The sequence below is a fragment of the Gordonia alkanivorans NBRC 16433 genome, from assembly GCF_000225505.1.
Classification (GTDB): domain Bacteria; phylum Actinomycetota; class Actinomycetes; order Mycobacteriales; family Mycobacteriaceae; genus Gordonia; species Gordonia alkanivorans.
This window is the reverse complement of record NZ_BACI01000072.1, coordinates 133,051-147,240: the sequence shown is the minus strand read 5'-3', so window position 1 is coordinate 147,240 and position 14,190 is coordinate 133,051. Positions and strand designations below refer to the sequence as shown.

The window sequence follows — 14,190 nt, the reverse complement described above, 5'->3', positions numbered from 1 at the left end:
GTAGCGGCGCCCGAGCGGAGCGGAGACGCCGCGTGTCGAGGTCAGCTCGCCAAGGCCGCGCGGATCAGTTCCGGGATGTCGGCGTCGGCATCCGGGGGCAGGTCATCGATGGGCCACCACTGCAGGTCCACGGACTCCTCGCTGCGTGCGAACTGCGGCAGGCCACCGTCGGCGGTCGGGCCGGCGACCACCCGGTAGCGCACGTCGAGATGCCGGGTCGGCACGCCGAGCGAGCAGGTGATCGGGTGGGTGTGCAGGTGGACGATGCCACCGCCGGCGCCGATCTGGTCGAGATCGAGCCCGGGGATGCCGGATTCCTCGCGGGCCTCTCGCAAGGCGGCGTCGGCCAGGGTCTCGTCGGACGGTTCGCAGTGTCCGCCGAGCTGAATCCACTTGCCGACGCGCGGATGCAGGGTCAGCAGGACATGGCTGCGATCGGCGTCGAAGACGATGGCCGACCCGGTGACATGTCCTGCCGCACAGGCCCGCAGGCACGCGTCCGGGGCAGCGGCCAGGAACGCGAGGTAGGCATGCCGGAGGCTGTCCTGTCCCGAGTCGGGCGCCTGCCAGGCGGTCAATGCCTCGGCAGCAGAGGCGTGCAGGGATTCCGCGCTCACAGTTCGATCACCCACTCGTCGGTCGGCGCCGCGTCGCGCAGCGGGGCAGCTTCGAGCGGGTGTCCGATGGCGACCGCGCCCAACGGCTCCCACGACGCGTCCACTTCGAGGACACGACGTACCGTAGGTGCGGCGAAGATCGTCGAGCCGACCCAGCAGCTGCCGATCTCGCGGACCGACAGCGCGATCAGCAGGCTCGCCACGGCACCGCCGGCGGCCACCGTGAACATGGTGTGCTCGGCCGCGTTCCGACGCTCGTCGGGGTACTCGTGCACGCCGTCTGGTACCAGGAACGGGATCACCAGTTCCGGTGCGTCATAGAGGATCTGGCCGCGGCGGAGTCGCTTCTCGATCGATTCGGGTGTCTTGGAATCGGATTCGAGGTCGGCGCGCCATTCGGCGGTCATCGCGTCGAGCAGCGCACGACGCCGCTGCTCCGAGCGGACCCACACGAACCGCACCGGATGGGTGTGGTGCGGCGCGGGCGCGGTGAGGGCCTCACCCAGGGCGGTGCGGATCAGTTCCGGGTCGACCGGCCGGGTATCGAAGGCGCGTACGGACCGTCGGGTGCGGATCGCCTCCCGACGACCCAGGGCGATGGCCTCCTCGGTGCCGAGCCGGAACAGGTCCTCGTCGGCGGGCCGGATCAGATCGGCGGCGGTCGAACCGTCGTCGACGGGCGCGAACCCACGCACGACGGCCACCGGCACGGCGGCGAGCTTGCCCTTGACCAGATCTGCGGCCGCGGACAGTTCGTCGGCGACCGCGATGTCGGTCACCACCAACGGGTTCCCGTAGTCGTCGGTGCCACCGTCGTAGGGGTGGGTGACGGCGATGCCCGCCGACCCGATCGCGACATCGGTCTGTCCGGTGCGCCAGGCGCGGCCCATCGTGTCGGTGATGATCACCGCGACCTCGAGTCCGGCACGCTCGGCGATGGCGGCCCGCAGTCGTCTCGCGCTGCCGTCGGGATCCTCGGGGAGCAGGGCCAACTGGTCGGAGCGCACATTGGAACCGTCGATCCCGGCCGCGGCCTGGACCAGACCCAGACGGTTCTCGGTGATCAGCGTGCGGTTCTTGCGGGCGAGCACCCGCACCGACTCGGCCTCGACGAGCCTGCGTCGCAGCGCATCACGTTCGTCGGGATCGGCCGGTGCATCCACCATACGGCCCTCGGCCTTGGAGATGATCTTGCTGGTCACGACCAGTACATCACCGGATTCCAACCACGGTGCGGCGGCGAGGATCTCGGCGGCGACGTCGGATTCGGCGGTGAACTCGGGGAGCCCGGTGACGGGTCGGATCTCCAGGCCGTCCGGGGCGCGGTGATCGGCGAGGTCGCTCACTCGGTGCCCACGTTCTGTTCCGGCATGGCCACGTCGACGAGTGCGCAGGCAGCTCGGATCATCTGTGCGGTCGCCTGCGGGTCGGTCATCAGCAGCGGTGCGGAGCCGATGGCGATGCCGTCGACCTGTGCCCGGTCGCCCTCGGCGATCAGCCAGCCGTCGAGGATGCCGTTGCCGCTGCGGGCGCCGTAGTGGGCGGCGACCGCCTCGGCCGACGACTCGACACCGATCACCGACAGGCATTCGTCGGCCATGCCGCGCAGCGGCCGGTTGTCGATGATCGGCGAGACACCGACCACCGGGGCCTTGGTGGTGCGCAACGCGCTGCGCATCCCGGGAACGCTCACGATCGCACCGATGCTCACCACCGGATTCGACGGTGCGAGCAGGATGACGTCGGCGTCGGCGATCGCGTCGAGGACCCCGGGTGCCGGGGTGGTGTCGTCCGAACCGACCTGCGCGAAGCCGAAGGTCGGGATCCGGGCGCGGTGGCGCACCCACCATTCCTGGAAGTGGATCGCGACGCGCTCGCCCTCGTCGCCGTCCGGCTTGGCGATCACCACATGCGTCTCGTGCCGGTCGTCGGTCACCGGCAGCAGGCGCACGCCCGGATTCCATCGGCGGGACAGTGCAGCGGTCACATCGGACAACCTGTACCCGGCGTCGAGCATCTGCGTACGGATCAGATGGGTGGCGAGATCGCGGTCGCCGAGGCCGAACCAGTCCGGGTCGGCGCCGTAGGCGGCGAGTTCCTCTTTCGCGTGCCAGGTTTCACCGCGCCGGCCCCAGCCGCGTTCCGGGTCGATGCCGCCGCCGAGGGTGTACATGCACGTGTCGAGGTCGGGGCAGATGCGCACTCCATGCATCCACGCGTCGTCGCCGACGTTCACGATCGCGGTGAGCTGATGTTCGCCGAGACCGAGCGTGGGGTCGTCGGGATGCGGCGGGAACGGGGTGGCACCGAGCAGTTCGCGCAGTCCGAGGAGGAAACGCGCGCCCCCCACGCCGCCGACGAGTACGGTCACCTTCACAGCAGGTACTCCTTCACACCGCCACTCTAGTGGTCGGCCGTGAGGCCCCGTACGCCGCTGTCGCACCCGTCCTGCGGGTGGGGAGGAGGGCTCGCCGAGTGTGATCTTCACTTCGCCTTCGAGCCGTCGTCGTGTCGAGTCACAGATTTGACGGCAGGCGATGGTAAAGGGAATTCTTCGATTCAACTTGACCGGGACCGCCCTCGGCGTGTCTAATCACATCAGTGTCATTCCGAGTTTGAGATCGAGAACATTCGAGGTCGAGAACCACTGGCCTCCAAGGGATTCGATCATATGTTCGAACGCGGACAGAGGGTCGGTGCCGGCAGAGAAGGGCCGTCGCTCGGGCGCTGTGTACAACGGATGTAGAGAGTCACTGCACCCCGAGTACAAGTGGTGTGGCAGCAGTGGTGGGTACGGCAGCACGTCGTGTTCGCAAAGGACAGTCAACGACCAACATCCCGAGCTAGGAGGCGCCGACGATGGCTTTTGACAATCCGATCGGCAATCCGCTTGAACCGCATATTCGCCCGCAATTCATCGCAGAGTCGCACGTGATGACATCCACCCCGGACATCGGCGCCACAGAGTTTCGCACCCTTGGGCCCGTTGACGATTCGATGATCGGTGGCACCGCGCGTGCGGCCGCAATCGAATCCGTCGCCGACGCAACCGTTCTCGTCGAATCCGACGCAGACGATGCCGCCGGCCGTCGTCATCTGGCCTTGGTGCCCAACGACTTCGACGACCTGTTCGATTCCGTCGAAGAGCAGTGGCAGGACCGCGCATTGTGTGCGCAGACCGACCCGGAGGCGTTCTTCCCCGAAAAGGGTGGATCGACACGTGAGGCCAAGCGCATCTGCCAGGGCTGCGAAGTCAAGGCGGAGTGCCTGGAGTACGCGCTGCACAACGACGAACGCTTCGGGATCTGGGGCGGGCTGTCGGAACGTGAGCGCCGTCGTCTCAAGCGCGGCATCATCTGAGGAGGTCGCCGGAACGGCGACGTCCGAACAATCGAATTCCCCAGCGAGAGCTGGACGCTCGACGCTGCGTCGTCGGACGCGATCATCGACCGCGGATCACTCAGGTCCGCGGTCGATCGTGTCTTCGTCGACGCCCAGGTGAGTGGCGACCTGCTGGACGAGGACCTCGTGCACGAGCTCGAGCAGGTCCGTGCCCTTCTTGGCCCGCGACTCCAGCGGCCGGCGGAACAGGATGATCTGCGCCCGTGTCGGCACCCCGTGGACGTCCATGCCCGCGGGGATCAATCGTGCGAGCGGCACCGCGCCGTCGGCGGTCACCTCGTCTGGCCACTCGACGGTCTCGGGATCGCGGGGAAGCAGTCGCGGGATCTCGTCGACGGCGATGTCGAGTCCGGCCAACTGATCGTGCCACTGCGCGTCGATCTCGGCGAAGGCCTCGAGCGCGACGGCGTCGAACTCGTCGGAGCGGGTGTTGTAGGCGGGGACGTTCTGCGGCAGCAGCGGGGAGCGCAGGCCGCGTCCTCGCCGATCTCGGTACCGTCCGACCCGGCGTCGGCCACGACGGATTCCCGGCTGGCCGAATGAGCCGCGCGGCGTCGGCTTCGGGTGGATGCGCATGGCGCGAGTCTATGAGGTCGCGGTGGCCGATGTCGCCCCCGCCCGCCCCCGTTCTGAGCGTGTCGAGTCTGTGGTTGCGGACAGTGCGGGCTAATCTCGTCACGTGAAGCTTCCCCGTCTGTGCTGCCGACCCGGCTGCGCCCGATCCGCGGTGGCTACCCTGACCTTCGTCTACGCCGAATCGACCGCGGTGATCGGTCCGTTGGCGACCTCGGAGGAGCCGCATTCCTGGGATCTGTGCGATGACCACGCTCGCCGGATCACCGTGCCGCGGGGATGGGAGATGCTGCGCAGTGAGCGGGGATTCTCGGTACCGGCCGAGGACCATGAGCTGACCGCCCTCGCCGAGGCCGTTCGCGAGGCCGGCGCCGTCGCCGGTGGAGGACGCCCGGGCTTCGTCGATCGCGGGTCCCTCGGCCGTGGCTCGGACCGGACGCCGGCCGATTCCCTCGATGCGTTCGACTCACGGTCGCTGGACGAGGCGCGCGCGGCCGATGCCGCGTACGAGGCCGCACTCGCCGACCGTCGCAGCGGTCGCCATCGCGCCGGACCCGTCGATTCGCCGTCTCAGCCGTCGGCCACCCCGGGTGTGCCCCGCCACCAGACGCGGCCCCGGCCGGGTCGCCGCGGTCATCTGCGGGTTCTCCCGGACCCGGTCGACTGACCGGAGACCACCACGCGGGGGGCGTGGAACCCGTTGTCGTCGTCGGGGGCCGCGAATCGTCGGAGTTCGGGGCCGGCCTCCCTTCCCACCTCGCTGCGGGTACCGAACGAGTGACTGTGTCGCGTACCCGGGCGTGTGTCCGCGCGGCTGGCTACGCTGGTCCCATGCGCACCGGTACACCCGACCTCGATGATGCCGAGGAGTTGTTCTCCGCGGACGTCGACGGACTGTTGCGGGCCGTCGCGCTCGCCGGGGCGCAGGTTCGGGCAACTGCCGAGGCCGTCCGCGAGGGCGTGCTGGCGCCGCTCGCGGATCTACGGCCACGCAGCGTCGTGATCGTCCACGGTTCCAGCGAGGTCTCGCACCGTGCGGCCGAGCTGGGGGTCGCCACCCTCGCGGCACGCGTCGACGTCCCGGTCGTGACGGGCCCCGTCCTGCCGGGCTGGGTCGGTCCGCTGGACGTGGTGATCGTGGCCGGTGAGGACGCGGGCGACATGGCACTGGCCGATGCCGCCGCGCGTGCGCTGCGTCGTCGGGCCGAGGTGGTCGTAGCCGCACCCATCGCCGGGCCCCTTCAGGATGCGCTGGGCGGCAACGGGATCGATCTCTCCCCGCGGTTCGACGTCGAGCCGCGCTTCCGGTTCGTCGGATTCGTCGCCGCGCTGCTCGCGGTATTCGGTGGTCTCACCCAGGTCCGTGTGACCGGCCCGGTGCCCGCACTCGACGACCTGGCCGACGCGCTCGACGCCGAGGCCTCGGGCTCGCATCCCTCGCGGGAGACCTTCCACAACCGGGCCAAGTCACTGGCCGTGCGCGTGCAGGGGCGTCCTTCCGTCTGGACATCGGATTCACCGGCGGGTTCGGTGCTGGCCGTGCATGCCGTGTCGAGCATTCTCGCCTTCGCCGGGATCGTCGGCGCCGTCGCCGAACTCGGGGACGTGGCGCGGATGTCCCGGCTCCGGGAATCGCGACCGGGCGCTGCTCCGGCCGCCGACTCGATCTTCTACGACCCGGAGTTCGACGGTCCGGCGCAGGAGCCCGCTCCGCGCATCATGATCATGTCGACCGCCCGGCGTGAGTGGTACACCCGGCAGCGGGTGATGGGACTCGGCGACGTCGACCTGGTGGTCGGTGCCGACGAGGCAGAGGCGGTGCCGCAGACCGGCGGGCAACCGTCGGACGGCCGGCGGCCGGTGCCGGGCGAGGACCCGGTGGCCGACGGCCCGGGCGACCTCCTCGATTTCCTGGTCGTCGCCTTGCGGGTCGAGATGTCGGCGGTGTATCTCCGCCTGATTGGGAACACGGTGCAATGAGGATTCTCGACGGAGTGGTGCGCCCCTACGCATGGGGCTCACGAACAGCCATCGCGTCGATTCAGGGGAGGCCTGTCCCGTCGGCGCATCCGGAAGCCGAGTTGTGGTTCGGCTCGCATCCGGCGGGCTCGGCGCGGTGCGTCGACCCCTCCGGCCCGGAGCAGCACCTCGTCGAGGTGATCGACGCCGATCCGGTGGCGACGCTCGGTGCGGCGAGCGCGGCCGAGTTCGGGAACCGACTGCCGTTCCTGCTCAAGATCCTCGCCGCCGAGGAAGCGCTGTCGCTGCAGGCGCATCCGTCCGCGGACCAGGCGCGCGAGGGTTTCGAGCGGGAGAACGCCCGCGGCCTCGCCCTCGACGCCCGTGACCGCAACTATCGCGACCCGTGGCACAAGCCGGAGCTGATCGTCGCCACCACGCCCTTCGACGCGCTGGCCGGCTTCCGCGATCCACACAAGACCGTCGCCCTGCTACGCGAACTGCAGGTCAGCGAACTCGACCACTACCTGGGAATGCTTGCCGGACAACCCGATTCCGAGGGTCTGCGGGCGGTGTTCACCACCTGGCTGACGCTGCCGGAGTCGTCGATCCGGCAGCTCGTGCCCGCGGTCCTGCACGGCGCGATCGAGGTGCTGAGCGCGGGACGCACGGAGTTCTCCGCCGAACTGCGCACGGTGTGCGAGCTCGGCGAGGACTACCCGAACGATCCCGGTGTGCTCGCCTCGCTGCTGCTCAACCACGTGCATCTCGAGCCGGGGCAGGGTCTGTATCTGCCCGCGGGCAACCTGCACGCCTACCTGCGTGGCACCGGGGTGGAGATCATGGCCAACTCCGACAACGTGTTGCGCGGCGGCCTCACACCCAAGCACATCGACGTGCCGGAGTTGTTGCGCGTCCTCGACTTCACACCGGTCGACGCCGCCCAGATGGCGCCGCCGGTGCGCATGATCGGCGCCGAACGCGTCTACCTCACGCCGGCGCCGGAGTTCCGGCTGTCGCGGATCGAGTTGGACGGCACCGGGTTGCATCACTCGTCGTCGATCTGTTTCGACATGCCCGGACCGCAGATCCTCGCCGTGCTCAGCGGCGCGGTCGAGGTGCGTCCCGGGGACGGCGCACCGCTGACCGTGAAATCAGGCCACGCCCTGTGGATCACCGACGACGACCCGGACGTGATCGTGCGGGCGGCCTCGGCGCGGGCGGTCTTCTACCGTGCGCTCGTGCCGGTTGCGGTGTCGGCAACCGAAGGTGTGTCGGCGTCTGCGACGGCCGCGGCGACCGCCACCGAGTGACAACCGCGGCGATACCTGCCCGAGCCGCTCACGAGATCCGTTCGCGCTCACCGTCAACGGGTGAGCGGCGACCGACAAAGTGAGCAAAATTGCGACGCCGCGGAGTGAGGTCCCGCTATCGCCGGACCGGCACGGCGGGTTCGGGATAGCCGCCGATCAATTTCCATTCGTCCGGCGTCGCGACCATCGTCACGAGCATCGGCTGCCCGCCGGTGTCGAGTGAGAGGTCCTGTGGCGCACGCGGATTCTGGGTCAGGGCAACAGTGTGGCCGCCGGTCGGGTCGTCGACGCCGGGAGCGGACACGATCATCCGCGTCGTATCCGGTTGCGGCGACGGGGGAGTGACGCCGTCGACGATGACGAGCGCGGGCCCCGGACGGGCCGGTGTGCGGTCGCCGGCCAGTGACAGGGCACTCGGGTCGGCGACGGCGGTGACCAGGGGGGCCCATCGGTGCGGGCGGTCGGTGTGGACGCGAACCGAGGCACCGACCGCCACGGCGCGCAGCGCGATCTGTGCGACGACGTGGATACCGGCGGCGACCGACACGGTGGCGATGCCGGGACCGACCAGTCGGGTGGCGACGGCGCGGCCCGTGTGGTCGGCACCGATGAGCTGACCGCATCCACCGGCCGGGAGGCGAACCGAGCCGATCAAGGCCTGGGCGGCCTCGCCGGTGAGCGTCGGCAGGTTCCGTTCGAGACGGGTGGGCGTCGCGATGGGGAGGCTGACGGCGAGGGCCTCGAACTGGCGCCCGTCGAGCGGCTGCAGACCAGCCGGCCACGACGGCACCGACCGTCGCGCATCGGGGAACTCGTTGAACCGCACGAACGCGGAGACCTCGACCCCGGGCCGTCCGTTGCGGTGGCGGCGGTCGGCGGCGACATGCCGGAGCCGGACGGTGAGGGTGGTGGAGACGGCCGGATTGACCCAGACGTCGCGGACCACGGCGGGCAGTGCTTCCGGTTCCACTGCGGCGCTGCGGATGCGGAGCCCGGAGACCCCGACCGATTCCCACTCCTCGGCCAGCGAGTCGATGCCGGCGCCCTCGGTCAGTTGGGTCGTGACCGAGGTGATCTGCCCGGCGGACAGGATGGTGGTGGTCAGTCCGTGTTCGGCGAGGCGTTTGGCCACACGGCGGGTGGTGACCGTCGCGGTGCGCAGGGCTCCGGTCGCGCCGCCGCCGCGTCGTGCCACGGCGTCGGGACACTCGAGCGGATCGAGTCGCAGCACGACGAACACCGAACGCTGAGCGGTCGCCGAAAGGGGTCCGAGGGTGCGGTCGTAGGTGGCCGGTGCAACACCCGAACCCCACACGCGCACACCGTGACTGATGACCTCGATCGAGCTGAGTGCGATGTCGTACCGGTCGATGCACTCAGCGAGGACGTCGAGCGGAACCAGTTGTCCGTTCTGGTCGCCGAGGGTGCTGTTGCCCGGTGTCAGGTAGGTGACCGCGGGGCCGCCCGGGTCCACCCGAACCACGGTGACCAGGGTGTCGCCGACCCAGCGGGCGCCGATGGTCGTGGGTGCCGACGACCGGCGGGCCGACGGACGGGTGGAGGGGCCGGCCAGCGGGACGTCGAACGGGGCCGGGTCGAGGTCGGCGTCGCTCCGGCGCATCCGCGACCAGGAGAACGACATCCGCACGGCGAGCCGGCCGAACAGTGACTGCCGACCGCCGACGCTCACCAGCCCGGACGCGATCACCATCGCCACGATCAGGGCCGACAGCCCCCACACGCTGCCGGACAACGCCCATACGACGAGACCGAGGGCCAGGATCACCTCGATCACCACGAGTGTGCGCAACCCCGTCGCACGCGTGTTCCGATCCACGATCCCCCCTCGATCCCGGTGCCGCGCCCGATGCGGCGTCGCCCGTCGGTGTGTCCACAGGCGGCGAAGCCCCACACGTGAGGGGCTCATGTGTCGGTTAGGCTACTACCGCGCGGCCGGGGGTACGCCGCAGGAGATCACAACCGATCCACACCGAAGCCCGTTCGCGGGCGCGTGAGATCGGCGCGGACAGGGGGAGTCGTGGCACGTCAGCTGACGACCAAGGCTCAGGTCAACGGCTACCGTTTCCTGATCAAGCGGCTCGAGCACGCGCTCGTGCGCCGCGACGTGCGGATGCTGCACGACCCGATGCGGTCTCAGCTGCAGGCACTGGTGGTCGGAACCGTCCTCGGCCTGCTCGTCCTCGGTGGCTGCGGTGTGTACGGCCTCGTCCGGCCGCAGGGGTCGGTCGGGGACGCCACCATCATCGTCAGCAAGAACAGCGGCAGCACCTACGTTCTCGTCGAGGACACCCTGCACCCGGTGCTCAATCTCGCCTCGGCCCGACTGATCACCGGGAGTTCCGAGAAGCCGACCTCGGTGGCCGACACCAAACTCGAGCCCTACGCGCGCGGCCCGCTGCTGGGTATCCCGGGCGCGCCTGCGTCCCTGCCGGGTTCGGCGCACAAGAGCACCTCGATGTGGACGGTGTGCGATTCGTCGGCGGTCTCGTCGGACTCGTCGAGCGAGTCGATCCGACAGACGGTCATCGCCGACAAGCCCGTGCTGGGGTCGTCGACCGTCGAGACCGCCCGTCCGGAAGACGCGTTGCTGGTCCGTACCGGCGACAAGACCTTCTTGATCTATCAGCTGTTCCGCGACGGGAGGTGGAGCCCGGTCCGGGCGGAGGTCGACACCGACAGTGCGCCGGTCATGCGTGCCCTCGGCCTCGACGACGTCACACCGCGCGGGATGACCCCCGGACTCCTCAACAGCTTCCCGCTCGTCGAACCGCTGGAGGTGCCCACCGTCCCCGGTGCGGGGCAGCCGGGCGCAGTCGGCTCGACGACCGTCGGTTCGGTCGTGAAGTCGGTCGACGTCGACGACGAGACCACCTACCACGTCGTGCTCCGTGACGGTGTCCAGGAGATCAGTGCCCCGGCCGCGGAGATCCTGCGTCTTGCCGACCGCGACGGCGCCGCACCCGTCAGGACGGTGGCGCCCGGCGAGCTCGCCACCCTGAAGGTGGTGGAGGAGTTGCCGATCGGCGACTTCCCACAGGTCAACCCGACGATACTCGGCCTCGCCACCGATCCGACCCTGTGCCGCAGCTGGTCCCGCGGCACCGACGAACCGCGGGCCGAGACCGCCCTGCTGGCCGGTCGCGCGCTTCCGCTGAAATCCGGTGCCCGGCCGGTACGTCTGACGTCGGCCGACGGTGCCGGGCCCGGTCTCGACGAGGTCTATCTGCCGCCGGGGTCGGGGGAGTACTTACAGGTGACCGGCAACGAGGCCGACAGCGCCCGCACCGAATCGCTGTTCTACGTAAACGATTCGGGTGTACGCTTCGGCATCCCGGACCTCGAGACGGGCGGCACCCTCGGGCTCGGCGACTCGCCCTCGCGTGCACCGTGGTCGGTGGTGTCCCTGCTCGCACCTGGTCCGACGCTTTCCGCCGAGGCCGCGCTGGTCGCGCACGACGGACTCAGAACTGCCGGGATCGACCGGGACGGTGAGTAATCCGGGTCGGCCCCGTCTCAGGACGTGAGCGGGCCGCCGACGATGTTGCCGACGATCCCGCGGATGATGTTGGTGCCGTCCTCGCCGCGCAGTTCGTCGTACCAGGCGGCCGTCTTCTCCGGGTCCTTGCCGTGGGTCACGTCACAGCGCTTGCGGGCGCGCAGCACGAGGTCGCCGGCACGCTCGGTGCGCGCGGACTGATAGGCGGCCAACGCGGCGAGCGGGTCGTCGGGATGATCGCGGAACGCGAACTGCAGGGCGACCGCGTCCTCCATCGCCAGACAGCCGCCCTGCCCGACGTCGGGGGTGGTGTTGTGCGCGGCGTCGCCGAGCACGGCGACGCGTCCCTTGACCCAGGTGTCGAACGGGTCGAGGTCCAGGATCTCGACCCGATTGGTCGTCGTGGGATCGAGCGTGCCGATGAGGGTCTGGACTCCGGGTGCCCAGTCGGCGAACTCCTCGGCCAGCACCTCGCGTGCAGTGCCACGTTCGAACGGGACGCCCGCGGGCATGGGGACGTCGAAGAAGAAGTAGAAACGGTTGCCCGCCACCGGCATCACCGACACACGACGCGAATCGCCCACGTAGGTGGTCCATTCGGTGGCCGGACCGATGTTCTCGTCGACCTCGACGAGTCCGTTGAAGTTCACGTATCCGGCGTAGCGGCGCTGGACCGGGCCGCCGAGCACGTACTCGCGGGTCAGTGACTTCGCCCCGTCGGCACCGATCACGATGTCGGCGGAATCGGTGGTGCCGTCGGCGAATTCGACGGTCGCACGTTCTGCGCCGTCGTGTACGGCCACCATCTTCTTGCCGAAGTGGATGTCGTCGTACCCGTAGGCGTTCATCAGCATCAGCTGAAGCTCGGCCCGGGCCATCGGGTAGGGGCGCTGGCCCACCTCGTCGATGAGCGGCTGCATGCTGAAGCGGCACATGGTGTCACCGGTGAAACCGTCGACATAACTCATCGAGTCGAGTATGCCGCCGAGTTCGGCGGCCTCTCTCTCCAGGCCGAGGTGGTTGAGGCATTTGACGCCGTTGGACCACACCGAGATCGCCGCACCCACCGGCTTGTTCTCGGAGACCTGCTCGTAGACCTCGACGTGGACACCGAGTTGCCTGAGGGCGATGGCCGCCGACATGCCGCCCATACCCGCGCCGACGATCACTGCCTTCACACTCACCACCGCTCTCTCGAGATCACCTGCCGGCGACTGGTGCTGCCGGCCCGACACCAGGCTAGGGCGCGACCGACGGCGGCGCGCCCCGAAGGCACGGTCGTGACGATGCTGCCCGACCGGGCGGGAGTCAGCGTGAACCGCGGGAGGTCGCGAGCACGGTGACCATGTCCTGCCACTGCGTGGTGATGGTCTCGAGATCGAGGCCGACCTCGACCATCAGGTACCGGACCGATCCGGCGGCCAGCGGAGCCTGCACGGCCAGCGACATGAAGTCGAGATCGTCGGCGAATCCCAACTGCCGCAGCAGGATCTGAACGTGTTGAGTCGACGCGCGGCCCACCGGGTGGGTCATGAAGTCGTCGGTGGCCGCTCCCGCCTCGAGCAGGATGTCGAGGTGGTCGCAGGTCAGTTTGAGCCGGGCGCGGCCGTAGGCCAGCAACCGGTCGAGCGGCGGCGCACCGGGGCCCAGCGGCTCGGGTCCGGAGAGGTAGGCCTGCTGCATCTCCGATTCGGAGTGGTCGAGGAGTGCGAGCATCAGCCCGGTGCGGTTGCCGAAGCGCCGGAACACCGTGCCCTTGCCCACGCCGGCCTCACGAGCGACCGCCTCCATGGTCACCGCGGCAGCACCGTGGTGATCGATCAGGTTCTTGGCGGCAGCCAGCAACAGACGCCGGTTGCGTGCGGCGTCGGCACGTTCGGTCCCCGAGGTGTTGAAGGAAATCTGGAGCGGGGAGTGGTCTGGCCCGTTCGGCACGTGATGAGGGTAACTCTTCACCCCGATCGGGAATCAATCGGACCCGGGTCCGGTTGCTGGCTTCGTATCCACCGCCCTCAGCGGGCCGGTGCCCTCGTCGAAAGGAATGACATGTCGGATCGAGTCGTCGAACTGGTAGCGCTCGTCGGAAGCCTTCGTGCTGCATCCATCAACCGGCAGCTGGCCCAGGTCGCTGCCGACAACGCTCCCGCCGGAGTTCACATCACCGTCGTCGACCATCTCGGTTCGCTGCCGTTCTACAGCGAAGACGTCGATGTCGAGGGCGCCCTCGACGCCGGTGTGATCGCCCTGCGTGAGGCCGTCGCCAAGGCGGACGGCGTGCTCATCGCCACCCCCGAGTACAACGGCACCATCCCCGCCGCGTTGAAGAACGCCATCGACTGGCTCTCGCGCCCGTACGGCAACGGGGCCCTCAACGGCAAGCCCGTCGCCGTCCTGTCCGCCGCGCTCGGCCAGTACGGCGGCCAGTGGACCCGCGAGGACACCCGTAAGTCGGTCGGCATCGCCGGCGGCCGCGCGATCGAGGACGCCGACCTCGGTCTGCAGATCCCCGCGCTCCCCGAGGGCGGCCTGACCGATCCCGCGATCGTGGAGAAGGTCGTCGCCTCGGTCGCCCGCATCGTCGACGAGGTCGCCGTCAGCGCCTGATCTGTTTTCCGTTTTCCTCGACGCCGCGCCGGGTATATGCCCGGCGCGGCGTCGTCTGTCCGGGTGCACAGGAAGAGGGGTGGCGACCCGGGCCTTGTGGACTGGCGGTGCACATGTTGTGGAGGACCGTTGGACAACCTGTGAGCGACACGCCGGACGCGACCGTGACACGCCGGAATTTATGATCCTGCACCCGTCCGACCTG

General features: G+C 69.4%; 13 protein-coding genes. 6 read left to right on the top strand and 7 right to left on the bottom strand.

What is annotated here, in order from left to right; translation table 11 throughout:
• Positions 1-41 precede the first annotated feature (41 nt).
• The 3 genes from GOALK_RS13850 to cofD are packed head-to-tail and all read right to left on the bottom strand — an operon-like array spanning position 42 to position 2,994.
• A complete protein-coding gene (locus GOALK_RS13850; protein WP_006359450.1) occupies positions 42-617 on the bottom strand; it encodes an NUDIX hydrolase in 576 nt (191 codons plus the stop codon).
• Complete coding sequence (locus tag GOALK_RS13845; RefSeq protein WP_006359449.1) at positions 614-1,963, bottom strand: coenzyme F420-0:L-glutamate ligase; 1,350 nt, start codon at positions 1,961-1,963, stop codon at positions 614-616. Before GOALK_RS13845 ends, GOALK_RS13850 begins: the two co-directional genes overlap by 4 nt.
• Complete coding sequence (gene cofD / locus GOALK_RS13840; RefSeq protein ID WP_006359448.1) at positions 1,960-2,994, bottom strand: 2-phospho-L-lactate transferase; 1,035 nt, start codon at positions 2,992-2,994, stop codon at positions 1,960-1,962. Before cofD ends, GOALK_RS13845 begins: the two co-directional genes overlap by 4 nt.
• 719 nt (positions 2,995-3,713) lie before the next feature.
• Between cofD and GOALK_RS24050 the strand changes: the two genes are divergently transcribed.
• The gene (locus GOALK_RS24050; protein WP_187346529.1) at positions 3,714-3,977 is read left to right on the top strand and encodes a WhiB family transcriptional regulator; all 264 of its coding nucleotides are present in this window, start codon (positions 3,714-3,716) and stop codon (positions 3,975-3,977) included.
• A gap of 96 nt (positions 3,978-4,073) precedes the next feature.
• Here GOALK_RS24050 and GOALK_RS13830 read toward each other — a convergent pair whose 3' ends face one another.
• Positions 4,074-4,595, bottom strand: a complete 522-nt coding sequence (locus GOALK_RS13830) for a metallopeptidase family protein (RefSeq protein ID WP_006359446.1) — start codon at positions 4,593-4,595, stop codon at positions 4,074-4,076.
• Positions 4,596-4,698: 103 nt separating this feature from the next.
• Here GOALK_RS13830 and GOALK_RS13825 point away from each other — a divergent pair, with 103 nt between their 5' ends.
• The 3 genes from GOALK_RS13825 to manA all read left to right on the top strand — a co-directional run bounded on the left by GOALK_RS13825 (position 4,699) and on the right by manA (position 7,864).
• Entirely contained in the window at positions 4,699-5,259 is a 561-nt protein-coding gene (locus tag GOALK_RS13825; RefSeq protein WP_187346527.1) for a DUF3499 domain-containing protein, read from the top strand.
• A gap of 164 nt (positions 5,260-5,423) precedes the next feature.
• Positions 5,424-6,572, top strand: coding sequence for a hypothetical protein (locus tag GOALK_RS13820; protein ID WP_006359444.1), 1,149 nt, complete (start codon positions 5,424-5,426; stop codon positions 6,570-6,572).
• Positions 6,569-7,864 (top strand): mannose-6-phosphate isomerase, class I, encoded by a 1,296-nt coding sequence (manA, locus tag GOALK_RS13815; protein ID WP_040004218.1) that lies wholly within the window; start codon positions 6,569-6,571, stop codon positions 7,862-7,864. The genes GOALK_RS13820 and manA overlap by 4 nt, the downstream gene beginning before the upstream one ends.
• 115 nt (positions 7,865-7,979) lie before the next feature.
• On the opposite strand, the gene eccE is transcribed toward manA, so the two are convergent.
• The gene (eccE, locus tag GOALK_RS13810) at positions 7,980-9,701 is read right to left on the bottom strand and encodes a type VII secretion protein EccE (protein ID WP_006359442.1); all 1,722 of its coding nucleotides are present in this window, start codon (positions 9,699-9,701) and stop codon (positions 7,980-7,982) included.
• Between the two features lie 201 nt (positions 9,702-9,902).
• Here eccE and eccB point away from each other — a divergent pair, with 201 nt between their 5' ends.
• Positions 9,903-11,381, top strand: coding sequence for a type VII secretion protein EccB (eccB, locus tag GOALK_RS13805; RefSeq protein ID WP_006359441.1), 1,479 nt, complete (start codon positions 9,903-9,905; stop codon positions 11,379-11,381).
• A gap of 17 nt (positions 11,382-11,398) precedes the next feature.
• Here eccB and hpxO read toward each other — a convergent pair whose 3' ends face one another.
• Together hpxO and GOALK_RS13795 are read right to left on the bottom strand one after the other, a co-directional pair.
• Positions 11,399-12,559, bottom strand: coding sequence for an FAD-dependent urate hydroxylase HpxO (hpxO, locus tag GOALK_RS13800; protein ID WP_035751206.1), 1,161 nt, complete (start codon positions 12,557-12,559; stop codon positions 11,399-11,401).
• A gap of 130 nt (positions 12,560-12,689) precedes the next feature.
• Positions 12,690-13,316, bottom strand: a complete 627-nt coding sequence (locus GOALK_RS13795; protein ID WP_035751209.1) for a TetR/AcrR family transcriptional regulator — start codon at positions 13,314-13,316, stop codon at positions 12,690-12,692.
• Between the two features lie 111 nt (positions 13,317-13,427).
• On the opposite strand from GOALK_RS13795, the gene GOALK_RS13790 reads away from it, so the two are divergent.
• Positions 13,428-13,985, top strand: coding sequence for an NAD(P)H-dependent oxidoreductase (locus GOALK_RS13790; RefSeq protein ID WP_006359438.1), 558 nt, complete (start codon positions 13,428-13,430; stop codon positions 13,983-13,985).
• Positions 13,986-14,190 lie beyond the last annotated feature (205 nt).

Coding starts and splice junctions, on each gene's coding strand:
- GOALK_RS13830 (WP_006359446.1), bottom strand. CDS start 4,595: ATGCGCATCCACCCGAAGCCGACGCCGCGCGGCTCATTCGGCCAGCCG.
- GOALK_RS13820 (WP_006359444.1), top strand. CDS start 5,424: ATGCGCACCGGTACACCCGACCTCGATGATGCCGAGGAGTTGTTCTCC.
- manA (WP_040004218.1), top strand. CDS start 6,569: ATGAGGATTCTCGACGGAGTGGTGCGCCCCTACGCATGGGGCTCACGA.
- GOALK_RS13790 (WP_006359438.1), top strand. CDS start 13,428: ATGTCGGATCGAGTCGTCGAACTGGTAGCGCTCGTCGGAAGCCTTCGT.